We start from the raw sequence: 12,131 nt of genomic DNA on the forward strand, positions 1-12,131 counted from the left end.
CGCCTTTCCTTCGGGGATCACTTCCGTCATACGTGTCCGAGCAGCGTCAGCGGCTCTTCGACCAGGTCGGCCACGCGACGCAGGAAGCCCGCGGCGGCACCGCCGTCACAGACCCTGTGGTCGAACGTGCAGGAGAACTGGCCCACATGGCGGACCTCCGGCCGGCCCTCGACCGCCCACACCCGGGGGATGATCCGGCCCACGCCGAGCATCCCCGCCTCGGGGTGGTTGAGGAGCGGCGTCGCGCCGTCGACGCCGAACACCCCGTAGTTGTTGAGGGTGAAGGTCGATCCGGTGACTTCGTCCGGGGTGAGCCGGCCCTCCCGCGCGGCGGTGGTGAGCCGTCCGGCCTCCGCCGCGAGTTCCACCAGGGTCAGCCGGTGGGCGTCCTTGATGACGGGCACCACCAGGCCGCGGTCCGTCTGCGCCGCGAACCCGAGGTGGACCGCGGAGAACCGGACGATGTCCTGACGTTCGGTGTCGACGGTGGCGTTCAGTTCCGGGAACTGACGCAGCGCCACGGTGCAGATGCGGGCGAGGAACGCGAACAGGGGGATGCGCGGCGCGCCGGCCCCGCGGTCGGACAGCTGCCGCCGCGCCTCAAGGAGCCGCGTGGCGTCCACGTCGACCCAGCAGGCCGCGGCGGGGATCTCCCGGTGGCTGTGGGCCAGCTTGTCCGCGACCGTCCGGCGCAGGCCCGTCAGCGGAATGCGAACGCCCTCCTCGGATGCCCGCTCCACGTCCGCCCGCAGGATCAGCCCGTGCGGTCCCGTGCCGGAAACGGAACTCAGGTCGACGCCGCGTTCCCTGGCCAGTCGGCGGACCACCGGGGAGATCACCCGAGGTGTCTCGGCCGGGGCGTTCTCCGTACGGGCCTGCGGGCCGGTCACCCGTGCCCTGCGCCGCTGCGGTGCGGGTGACGTCCCGTACCCCACGAGGACGTTGCCGGAGCGGGCGGGCGGCTTGGGCGGGGTTCCGTCGCCGACGGTCACCAGCGGGGCACCGACCCCGACCGTGTCGCCCTCCGCGCCGCAGAGCCGGGTGACGACACCGGCGTAGGGAGTGGGCACCTCGACGACCGCCTTGGCCGTCTCGACCTCCGCGACCGGCTGGTCGACCGCGACACTGTCGCCGACGGCCACCAGCCACCGTACGATCTGCGCCTCGGTCAGGCCCTCCCCGAGGTCCGGAAGGGCGAACTCCCGCACGTTCGTGTCCCCCACCCCCGCCTTCGGCGCGCTCATACGGTGCCCTCCCGCCAGTCGGCCTCCCACTGCAACCGTGCCACGGCGTCGAGGATCCGGTCGGTGTCCGGCAGGTGGTGACGCTCCAGCATGGGCGGCGGATACGGGATGTCGAGGCCGGTGACGCGCAGGACCGGCGCTTCCAGATGGTGGAAGCACCGCTCGGTGGTCCGGGCCGCGATCTCGGCGCCGAATCCGCCGAAGCCCGGTGCCTCATGGACGACGACGGCCCGCCCGGTGCGCCGCACCGACGCGCACACCGTGTCGTCGTCGAAGGGCACGAGGGAGCGCAGGTCGACCACTTCGAGGTCCCAGCCCTCGGCCCGCGCGGCTTCGGCGGCCTCCAGGCAGACCGCCACACCGGATCCGTACGAGATCAGTGTGGCGGTGGTGCCGCAGCGCCGGACCGTGGCGGCGCCCAGCTCGGGCAGCGGCGCCGCCGGGTCGACCGGGCCCTTGGACCAGTACAGGCGCTTGGGCTCCAGGAACACCACGGGGTCGTCCGAGGCGATCGCGGTGCGCAGCAGCCCGTAGGCGTCGGCCGGGGTGGCCGGGGCCACCACGTGCAGGCCCGGTGTGTGGACGTAGTACGCCTCGGAGGCGTCGCTGTGGTGCTCGACGCCTCCGATGCCTCCGCCGTAGGGGATCCGGATGGTCAGCGGCATCGGCAACGCGCCCCGGGTGCGGTTGCGCATCTTGGCGACGTGGCCGACGAGTTGTTCGAAGGCGGGGTGGGCGAACGCGTCGAACTGCATCTCCACGACGGGCCGCAGCCCGTACATCGCCATGCCCACGGCGGTGCCGAGGATGCCGGCCTCGGCGAGCGGGGTGTCGCTGACCCGGTCCTCGCCGAACCGCGCGACGAGGCCGTCGGTGATACGGAACACCCCGCCGAGCGCGCCGATGTCCTCGCCGGTGAGATGAACCCTGTCGTCCGCCTGAAGGGCGTCATGCAGGGCCTGGTTGAGCGCCCGCGCCATGGTCAGTTCGCTCGTCGTCCCGGTACTCCGCCGGTGCTCGGTCACGGTGGTCACGGGGTCACCTCCCCGGCCGAGGCCGGCTCGGCGGCGGCCCGGATCTCCCGTTCCAGCAGGGCGCGTTGCTCGCGCAGCTGGGGCGTGGGCCGCCGGTAGACATGGTCGAACAGGCTCAGCGGGTCGGGCCGCGCGTCACCCGTGAGTGCGGTGCGCAGCGTGTGCGCCATGGCCTCGGCCTCCTCGGCGATCTCCTTCGCCAGCGTGTCGTCCAGCAGGTTGCGCGCCCGCAGGTGCCGCTCCATCCGTTCGACGGGGTCGCGGCGCCGCCAGGCTTCGACCTCGTCGGCCGTCCGGTAGCGGGTGGCGTCGTCGGCGTTGGTGTGCGCGTCGATGCGATAGGTCCGGGCCTCCACGAGGGTGGGCCCTGCCCCGTCGCGTGCCCGGTCCGTGGCCTCGCGGACCACGTCGAAGACGGCCGCCGCGTCATTGCCGTCGACCAGGACGCCCGGCATGCCGTACCCGATGGCCTTGTGGGCGAGTGTGGGCGCGGCGGTCTGCTTGGCGAGCGGCACGGAGATGGCGTACCCGTTGTTCTGCACGAGGAAGACCACCGGTGCCTGCCATACGGCGGCGAAGTTGAGGGCCTCGTGGAAGTCGCCCTCGCTGGTGGCGCCGTCCCCGGCCATCGCCAGCACCGCCAGGGGCTCGCCCCGCAGCTTGGCGGCCCGGGCGAGTCCCACCGCGTGCGGAAGCTGGGTGGCCAGCGGGGTGCACAGCGGTGCGACGCGGTGGGCGAGCGGATCGTGGCCGCTGTGCCAGTCGCCGCGCAGCAGGGTCAGTGCCCGCACCGGATCGACGCCGCGCACCAGCAGCGCGAGGGTGTCGCGGTAGGTGGGAAACAGCCAGTCCCGCTCCCGCAGCGCGAGGACGGCGCCGACCTCGGCGGCCTCCTGTCCGGTGGTGGACGGGTAGACGGCCAGCCTGCCCTGTTTGGTGAGGGCGGTGGCCTGCTGGTTGTAGCGGCGGCCGGACACCAGGTGCCGGTGGAGCGTCAGCAGCACGCGGTCGTCGAGGTGTCGGGTGCCGTCCGCGGTGTCGATGAGGCTGAGCGGCTCTGCCGCGGGCAGCAGGTCCGTGGCCCTGCCGCCCGCCGTTTCGGGCGCGGTCATCGTGCCGCTCGCGTCCGGTAGGCGGTGAACCGTTCGGCGATCTCCCGGGCTCGCCCCTCGGCCTCGGACAGGGGCATCTCGTCGCAGGCGTAGCCGAGTTCGCCGGTGAGGATGTTCATCGCGTCCGGCTCGAAAACCACGGTGCCGTCCGGACGTATGGCGCGGATGCCGTCCGCCGCCTGGCCGGAGACGTTGATGGCGAGGGCCTCTTCCGTCGTCATGCCCTCGGGCAGCCGCAGCCGGAGTTTGCCGTCCTCGATGGCCACCGGGTAGCCGCCCGGGACACCGTCCGGGCCCGGCGCGTGGACGAGGGCGTCACGCCCGTCCACGAGGGGTTCGAGCACGCTGAGCGCGGATGCCGCGGTCATCGTGTGCCCGGCGAGGCCGCCGGTGCGCCGGTACTCCTGCGGGAGACGGCCGAGGAGGGCGGGGATGTCCAGTTCGGCCGTGATGTCGCGGCCCTCGCGGAGCACGGCCAGGCCCATCCGGGCGGGGCCGCTGTCGCCGCTGCGCGACAGCCGGTGCGAGACGTAGTGGTGGGCGACGAGCCTGACCTCGACCTCCTCGGTGGCGCAGCCGAGTGTGTCCGTGACGACCGCCTGGATGCCGGGGACGTTGTTGGCGACGTTGCCGATGCCGATGTCCGGTGAGAGACCCACGGCGGCCAGCGCCGGGTGGACGGCGTCGGGGTAGGCGGCGTTCACGACGACCGCCTGGCTGCCGGAGAGCCGGACGGCCTCCATCGCCTTCATCACGGGGACGAGGTGCATGGGGAGCCAGGGGCCGTAGTTGGCCGCGTACAACCGCTGGAACATGTCCTTGGGCAGGGTGGAGATCACCCACCACGACTGGTAACTGGCGGCGAGGAAGATGACGTCCGGGGCGAACGCGGTGATGCGCTCCGCGGTGCGGGCGACATCGCTCAGGTCGGTCACCGAGTGGCTGACGGCGGGTGAGAAGCCGCGCTGCAGGCCGCAGTACCGTGCCAGGTTGGCGGCCCGCAGGATCGTCTCCTCGTCCCTGCCGGCGAGGTGCACCCGGCGGTCGTGTGCGCTCTGCGCCAGTTCGTGGAACACACGGCGGCCGATGTCACCGGCGCCCAGGACCATGACCCTGCGTGCGTCGTTGCTCATGAGGTGCCTCCGGGGCGAGCGGTGGAAGGGGAAGGCGGGGTGGGCGTGTGCGGCCGCCGGCCGCGGAGCAGTCCGGGCAGCTCCCGCATCGAGGTGAAGACCTGGGCGCCCCCGCGGTGCGGGCCGACGGCGGGGTCGGCGGCGTACTGGAGCACCCGCATGCCGGCGCCGAGCGCGGCGTCGACGCCGACCGGGCTGTCCTCGACGACGACGCAGTCGTCGACGGCGGCGCCGCACTCGGCCGCGGCCCACAGGAACAGCTTGGGGTCGGGCTTCCAGGCCGAGACGTCGTAGGCGGAGAAGAGGCGGTCGCCGAAGTGGTGGAGCACACCGGCCTTGGCCAGCCGGCGCTCGATGATCTCCCGCGGGCTGTTGGAGGCCACGCACATGCCGAGGCCGCGCGCGGACAGCCGTTCCAGGGTGTCGGCGACACCGTCGATCGGGTCCATCCGCTCGCCGATGAGCTGCTCGCACTTGGCGCGCGCGAGGGCCATGGCGTCGGGGGGCGGCGCGGTCCGGGTCATCGCCTCCATGAGGTCGATGCACTCCTGCATCTTCTTGCCGGAGAAGAGGTCGTCCCGCTGCTGTGTGCCGAGGGTGAGCCCCATCAGCTCGCCGATGTGGGCGAGTGCGCCGTTCTCGGCGTCCTGGGTGTCGACCAGGACACCGTCCAGGTCGAAGATCACGAGGACGGGGTCGGGGGACGGCCGGTCGCGGTCGGGGTCGAGGGCCGTGTCCCGGAACGACGGATCGGGCACCGCCCGGGAGGATTCAGTACTCATAGTCGATCCAGTCGGCGCTCTCGATCGCGGCCACGGTCTCGGCCAGCTCCTGGTGGGTCGCGGTGGAGCCGGTGACGGCGGCCACGTTGGCCCGCGCGCCGATCCGCCAGTCCACCCCGGCCCCGGGTTCGGTCAGGACGGAGACCCGGTCCACGTGCGGCAGCCGCCGCAGCGCGCCCACGGTGCGGATCGCCCGCACCCGCCGTGCCCCCTTGGGCGGCACGATCAGGTAGTGGAAGGCGAGCGGGCCGTCCTTCTTCACGTCCGGGGTCTCGTAGGGCCGGCCGAGGGCCGCGCGGACCGCGACATCGGCGGGGTCGCTGGTGCCGGAGCGTACGGCGAGGTCGTCGACCCAGGCGCCGAGCCGGCCGTTGACCTCGATGACCCGGGGTCCCGAGGCGGTGAGCTTGATCTCGACGTCGGCGATGCCGTGGATGTTGAGCGCCCGCACGGCGCGGCACGCCAGGTCCCGCACCTGGCGGACCTCGTCCTCGGGCACCACGGAGTGGCCGCCGTAGCCGCCGCGTTCGCGAAACGGCTCGGCGAGGGCGAACTTGCTGGTGACGAAGACGGGCCGGACGTCGTCGCCGTTCGCGACGCAGTCCACGGCGATGTAGTCGCCCCAGGGGCTCGGCGCGGCGCGGCCGATGAGAAGTTCCTCCATCATGACGGTGGTCTCGGCGGGCCCGGCGGATTCCGTCGCCGACGGGCCGAACATCGCCGCGAGCGCCGCCTCGCACTCCTCGGCGGTCGTCACGGCGACCGTGTTGCGGCTGGAGGCGCCCACGACCGGCTTGATGATCGCGGGCAGCCCGACGTGGGCCATCGCGTCGGCGGCCTGGTCGGGACGGGTGATCGTGCGCATCCGGATGCTGTCGACGCCGGTCTCGGCGAAGCGCTCCCGCTGCCGGTCCTTGTGGGTGATCGCGGCGAGGTCGGCGGACCGGTGGTAGGGCAGGCCGAGCGCGTCGGCGAGCCGCACCGTGGTGGCGATCTGGAACTCGCTGAAGGTGAGGATGCCGGCGGGCCGCAGCTCACGCAGGCGGCGCAGGGTCTCCTCCTCGGTGCGGCCCGCCGTGTTCACCACGGAGCCGACCATCTCCAGGGTCGGGATCATTTCCTGGGCGTGTTCGGTCTTTGCCGTCACGAAGACGAGCGCGCAGTCGTTGCGCAGCGCGGCCTCCGCGAGCCGGGTCGGTGCGAGGCTCCCGGTGTCGTAGACGACGAGGAGCACAGGTGTGTGGCTCATGGGTCAACCTCTGGTGTTCCGGGCGGTTTCGGCGCAGGGGTGCGGTGTCCGGGCACGGCGCCTGTGCCACGGGCGGTCACGTCGGGTGGGTGGGGGCGATGCGGGGCAGGGCGGGGCGGGGCAGGGCGATGCAGGGCGGGGCGGCTATACGACCACGCCGCCGCCGCTCCTGCGCGCCGCGGTCAGTGCCCGGGCCAGTGCCTGGACGGTGGTGTGGGTGAACAGGGCCTGCACCGGCACCTCAAGGGCGAACTCCTCCTGAAGGCGTAGCGCCACCCGGGTCGCGATCAGCGAGTCGCCGCCCAGTTCGAAGAAGTCGTCGTGGGCGCCGACCTCGTCGGCCCACAGTGCGGCCGACCAGATGCGGGCGACGGCGCGTTCGGCGGGGGTGCGCGGTGCCACATAGGCGGCGTCGAGGCCGCCGCGGTCGCCGTCGGGTGCGGGCAGCGCCGCGCGGTCGGTCTTGCCGCTGGAGGAGAGCGGCAGTCCCGTCAGGAAGACGAACGCGGAGGGGATCATGTAGCCGGGCAGGGTGCGGCCGCACCACTCGCGCAGTGCGGTGACGGACAGCGTGCGGCCCGCGGCGGGCACGCAGTAGGCCACCAGCGCCTTGTCGCCGGGTACGTCCTCACGGACCGTCACCGCGCAGGAGGCGACGTCCGCGTGGGCGGTCAGCACCGACTCGACCTCCCCGAGTTCGATGCGGAACCCGCGGACCTTGACCTGGTGATCGAGCCGGCCCAGGAACTCCAGGGTGCCGTCCGGCCGCCAGCGCGCCAGGTCCCCGGTGCGGTACACGCGCGGCGCGGGGTCGTCGCGGAACGGGTGGACCGTGAACCGCTCGGCGGTCAGCTCCGGCCGGCCCAGGTAGCCGCGGGCCACCCCGGCCCCGCCGATGAGCAGTTCGCCGGGCACGCCCACGGGCACCGGGCGGTCGTGCTCGTCGACGACGTACACCTCGGTGTTCGCGGTCGGCCTGCCGATCGGCACACCGCGGGCCGGATCGCGGATCTCGGCGAGGGTCGCGTAGATGGTGGCCTCGGTCGGGCCGTAGCCGTTGACGACCCGGTCGCCCACCGTGAGCATCGTCGCCGCCAGGTCGGCCGGCAGCGGCTCCCCGGCGCTCAGGACGGTCAGTCCGCGCGCCGCGGGCCGCTCGGACAGGGCGGCCACCAGCGCCCGCCAGGCCGACGGGGTCGCCTGGACGAGCGTGACGCGGTGGGTGTCGATCAGCGCGGCCAGGGCCCGGGGTGTGCGCGCCTGGTCCTTGTCGGCCACCACCAGCCGTCCGCCCGTGACGAGCGGCAGGAACATCTCGACGTTGGCGATGTCGAAGGTCGGCGACGTGGCGAAGAGCACGGTCTCGCTCGCGGGCGGCGGGAAGGCGGTCCGCATCGCGAAGAGCAGGTTGACCAGCGAACCGACCGTGACCGCCACGCCCTTGGGGGTCCCGGTGGATCCGGAGGTGTACAGCACATACGCCAGGTCGCCGGGCCGGCCGGCCGGGGTGTCGCGGGGGGCCTCGGCGGCATCGTCGGCCTCGTCCGGCAGCACCAGGGTGCGACCCCGCGCGAGGCGTCCGCGCAGTGACTCGGGTGCGATCAGCACCGGTGCGCCGGTGTCCCGCAGGACGAACTCCAGTCGCTGCGCGGGGTGTTCGGGGTCAAGCGGCACATAGGCGCCGCCGGCCCTGAGCACCGCGAGCAGCGCGACGATCAACTCGGGCCCGCGCTCCAGACAGACCCCGACGGGGACGTCACGCCCGACTCCCAGGGCATGCAGCCGTCCCGCCAGCGCTTCGGAACGCGCCACTAGTTGACGGTACGTCAGCTGCCCCCCGGCGAAGACCACGGCGACCGCGTCGGGCCGCCGCGCGGCCTGCTCGGCGACCAGGTCCGGCACGCCCCGGTCGGTGGGGCATGCCACCGGGTTGACCGCCCATTCGGTCAGCAGGCGCCGCCGCTCGCCGGCGGTGAGCGGGTCGAGGGCGCTCAGGGGCGCGCCCGGCTCGGCCGTGGCGGCGGCGAGCAGCGTGAGGTACGTCCCGGCCAGCCGCTCGGCGCTCTCCCGGTCGAACAGCTCGGTGCGGTACGTCAGATGGGCGACCGGTTCCGGTTCGCCGCCGTCCGCGACATCGAGCGCCAGGTCGGGCGGGCAGGCGCCGGCGGCGGGAGCGGCGTTGAACAGGGCCTGCACCAGGGGGTGGTGGCCGGTGTCGGGTTCCGGAGCGAGCGCGGCGACGAGCCGTTCGAAGGGCAGCCGGGCGTGGGCCCGTGCGCGCTCGACGCCGGCCGCGACCCGCACGGCCAGCGCGCCGAACGTCGGGTCGCCGTCCAGATCCGTGCGGACGACCACGGTGGTGCCGTGCGCCGGCACGCCCACGGCGATGTCGCGCCGCCTGCTGTACAGCCCGAGGAGCGCCTGGTAGGCGGCGAGCAGCAGGACGTCCGGCGTCGTGCCGTGCTGGGCCGCGGCCTTGCGCAGCGCGTCGGCGGTCACAGCCGGCACGGTGAACGCGTGCCTCGCCGTTGTGCCGGCGCGTGCCGCCGGGCGCGGTCGGTCGGTGGGCGGCTCCAGTGGTTCCAGGCCGGACAGTTCGTCGCGCCAGAAGTCCAGCACGTCCCTCATGTGCCCTCCCCCGTGTCGAGGATCCGCGCCAGTTCCCTGCGGTCCGTCTTGCCGTTGTCGTTCAGCGGGAGCCGGTCCAGACGGACGATCCGCGTCGGCACCATGTGCAGCGGAAGGCGCTCGCGCAGCCATGCGTCGAATTCCGCCGCGGGGATCTCCCTGCCCGCGTAGCCGGCGGCCAGCTCCGTCTCGCCGTCCCTGGACACGGCGACGACGGCGGTGTCGACGATGTCCGGATGGCGGTGGATGACCGCCTCCACCTCGCCGATCTCCACCCGGTGGCCGCGGAGTTTGACCTGCTGGTCGAGCCGGCCGCAGTGCACCATGACATCGCCCTCCCAGCGGACCCGGTCGCCGGTGCGGTACCAGTGGCGGTCGGTGAGCGGGCCGCTGCCGTCGTAGGCCACGGCCGTGCCGCCCCTCTCGTAGGCGACGAAGCGGCCGGTGTTCTCGCGCGGGTCGAGGTAGCCGTCGAAACGCTGCGGCCCGCGCACACACAGTTCGCCCTCGTCGGCGGTCCTGCCGTCCTGATCGAGCAGGACGCCCTCCATGCGCGGGTACATGGTGCCGATCGGCACCGTGCCGCCCCGCGGCTCCGGCCAGTGGGAACCGTCGCCCGTCAGACGGTGGTCGGTGACGCACAGGGCGAGTTCGGTCGGACCGTAGACGTTGTGGATCTGGGTGTGCGGGGCGACCTCGCGCCACAGCCTGGCGTGTTGCAGGGTGACGGGTTCGGCGCCGAAGATGCTGTGCCGCAGGGTGACGGCCCGGCCCAGCGGGAGGTTGCCGAGCCGCTGTGCCTCGCGCACCACCGACGGCACCGAGAACCAGTGGGTCAGCTTCCGCTCCACGATGAAGTCGACCGGCCGGTACAGCTCGTCGGCGGTCGGGACGACGAGGGTGCCGCCGCCGCCCCAGGTGGCGAACAGGTCGTAGGCGTGGGCGTCGAAGGTGAGCCCGAACACCTGGGAGAGCCGGCTGCCGGGGCCGATCTCGTAGCGGGGGATGTTGTGCTGGAGGAAGGGCGAGAAGTGCCGCTGTTTGATCGGTACGCCCTTGGGCTGGCCGGTGGAGCCGGAGGTGAACAGCAGATACGCCTCGCGGTCCAGGTCCGTGGGCAGGGGCGGGAGCAGGCCGTCGGACGGCTCGGCCGTGGCGCGTTCGGCCTCGTCGAGTTCCAGCAGCGTCGGCCGGTGGCGCTCCGGGAGCGCCAGGAACAGCCCGGCGGCCCTCGGTACCACCACGGCGGTCTCGGCTCCGGCCCGCTGGGCGATGTCCAGGTTGCGTTCCTCGGGGTGGTCCGGGTTGAGCGGCAGCACTCCGGCTCCGAGCCGCTGGATCGCGAGGTAGCCGGCGTATGTGGCCACCGAGCGGGAGCCGACGAGCGCCACCCGTCGGGGCGGGGCGCCGTGCTTCTCCACGATGCGGACGGCCAGGGTGAGGGCGAGGCGGCGCAGCTGGGCGTAGGTCAGCACCTCGTCGCGGATCTCCAGCGCAGGCCGGTCCGGGTACAGCAGGGCCGACTCCTCGAACCTCTGGTAGAAGGTCCGGTCGTGATAGGTGCGCTCGGACACGGCGGTCACCGGTTCCTCGATATCCATGTGCGGTCCAGGGTCTCCACGAGGTCGGGGCTGTACAGGCGCTTGCACTGCTCGACGGCGTACGACGCCATGTAGCGGCGGAAGACGTCCTCGGGTTCCTCGTGCTGATGGAGGATGCGCCGGTTGTTGACGACGGCGGGGTTGGCCAGTTCGTCGGCCGCTGCCCGCACCGCCTCGTCCAGCCGGTCCCCGGGAACGGTCTCGTCGCACAGCAGCCGTCCCTCGGGGGTGGCGGCGTCGATGCGGCGGTCGGCGAAGACGGCCTGGCGGGCGAGCCGGTTGCCCGCGACCCGCGGCATCCGCAGATTGGCCGCGCCGGGAATGATGCCCTCGCGGAGTGCCGGCAGGCTGAAGTAGGCGCCGTCCGCGGCGATCACCCGGTCGAAGACGAGCAGGATCTGGGCGCCGCCGCCGATCGCGAAGCCGTCCACGGCCCCGATCCAGGGCTTCTCGACGGGCTCGGGCAGCCATGCGCCGCTGTCGTCCGGTGCGCTCAGACCGCGGAAGATCTTGTTGATGTAGCCGAGTTCACGGCCGAGGAAGAAGTCGATGAACGAGATCTCGCCCCGGTAGAGGTGGGTGAGGTTGATGCCCGCGCTGAAGACGCGGCGGCCCGCGTGGCGGGGGTGGGTCATCTCGGCGCCCCGCATCACCCCGACCCGGATCGACTCGTCGAGCAGGACGAGGTCGACGGCGACCTCAAGGGCCGTCACGAGGAGGTCGTCCTCGGCGTTGAGGAACCGTGCGTTGTTCACGGTCACTTCGCCGATCTCGCCGTGCCGGCGGACCGTGACGATGCCGAGGTCGACGCTGCCGGCGGCGCGGAAGCCGGGCAGCGCCGCGAGTGCCTGACCGGTCGGCCGGCGCATGGCGTCCATCAGGTGGGGTCCGGCGGCCCGGGAGTTCAGCAGGCTCCAGAAGAAGATGCCCTGGTCGATCTCCCGCCCCTCCTTGTCCCGCTGCGGCAGGACCCGCTCTTCCTCGATCTCCTCCTTGGTGGGGACGAGGCCGGGGTGCAGCTCGGACGCCTGGTCGGCGAGGTCGCCCAGGCGCAGCGACGCCCTGCGGTCGTCCGTCAGTTCGGCGTAGACGGTGTCCGCGTGCCGTTCGAGGAAGCGGCGGCGGGCGCGGCGGGCGCCCGTGTGGATGCGCTCGGCCGTGGCCTGCTGCGCGCCGCTGCGCTCACCCTTGGCGGGCAGGGCGCGCAGGGCCTCGGCGGCGCGGGCGAGGAAGGCGGTGGTGTCGGTGCTGTCGTCGGCGTATCCCTTCTCCGGTGCGGGCGCGGCGTCGGCCGGCCGGTCGTGGTCGTGGTTCCCCATGTCGTCTCCCAGCGCTGAAGTGGCTGCCG

General features: G+C 73.1%; 9 protein-coding genes. All 9 read right to left on the reverse strand.

What is annotated here, in order from left to right; genetic code table 11:
* Positions 1-26: 26 nt before the first annotated feature.
* A complete protein-coding gene (locus ACFYTE_RS16215; RefSeq protein ID WP_388710014.1) occupies positions 27-1,244 on the reverse strand; it encodes a dihydrolipoamide acetyltransferase family protein in 1,218 nt (405 codons plus the stop codon).
* Positions 1,241-2,224, reverse strand: coding sequence for an alpha-ketoacid dehydrogenase subunit beta (locus tag ACFYTE_RS16220; protein WP_388710168.1), 984 nt, complete (start codon positions 2,222-2,224; stop codon positions 1,241-1,243). The genes ACFYTE_RS16215 and ACFYTE_RS16220 overlap by 4 nt, the downstream gene beginning before the upstream one ends.
* Before the next feature lie 50 nt (positions 2,225-2,274).
* A complete protein-coding gene (pdhA, locus tag ACFYTE_RS16225; RefSeq protein ID WP_388710016.1) occupies positions 2,275-3,390 on the reverse strand; it encodes a pyruvate dehydrogenase (acetyl-transferring) E1 component subunit alpha in 1,116 nt (371 codons plus the stop codon).
* Positions 3,387-4,523, reverse strand: a complete 1,137-nt coding sequence (locus tag ACFYTE_RS16230; protein WP_388710018.1) for a hypothetical protein — start codon at positions 4,521-4,523, stop codon at positions 3,387-3,389. Before ACFYTE_RS16230 ends, pdhA begins: the two co-directional genes overlap by 4 nt.
* Positions 4,520-5,305: an HAD family hydrolase gene (locus ACFYTE_RS16235; protein WP_388710020.1), complete on the reverse strand. Its 786-nt coding sequence runs from the start codon at positions 5,303-5,305 to the stop codon at positions 4,520-4,522. The genes ACFYTE_RS16230 and ACFYTE_RS16235 overlap by 4 nt, the downstream gene beginning before the upstream one ends.
* The gene (locus ACFYTE_RS16240) at positions 5,295-6,554 is read right to left on the reverse strand and encodes an acetyl-CoA carboxylase biotin carboxylase subunit family protein (protein ID WP_388710022.1); all 1,260 of its coding nucleotides are present in this window, start codon (positions 6,552-6,554) and stop codon (positions 5,295-5,297) included. The genes ACFYTE_RS16235 and ACFYTE_RS16240 overlap by 11 nt, the downstream gene beginning before the upstream one ends.
* A gap of 144 nt (positions 6,555-6,698) precedes the next feature.
* Positions 6,699-9,182, reverse strand: coding sequence for an amino acid adenylation domain-containing protein (locus ACFYTE_RS16245; RefSeq protein ID WP_388710024.1), 2,484 nt, complete (start codon positions 9,180-9,182; stop codon positions 6,699-6,701).
* Positions 9,179-10,783: an AMP-binding protein gene (locus ACFYTE_RS16250; RefSeq protein ID WP_388710026.1), complete on the reverse strand. Its 1,605-nt coding sequence runs from the start codon at positions 10,781-10,783 to the stop codon at positions 9,179-9,181. The genes ACFYTE_RS16245 and ACFYTE_RS16250 overlap by 4 nt, the downstream gene beginning before the upstream one ends.
* A complete protein-coding gene (locus tag ACFYTE_RS16255) occupies positions 10,762-12,102 on the reverse strand; it encodes an enoyl-CoA hydratase/isomerase family protein (protein WP_388710028.1) in 1,341 nt (446 codons plus the stop codon). The genes ACFYTE_RS16250 and ACFYTE_RS16255 overlap by 22 nt, the downstream gene beginning before the upstream one ends.
* Positions 12,103-12,131 lie beyond the last annotated feature (29 nt).

It is taken from the genome of Streptomyces sp. NPDC004629, from assembly GCF_042873595.1.
Classification (GTDB): Bacteria; Actinomycetota; Actinomycetes; order Streptomycetales; family Streptomycetaceae; genus Streptomyces.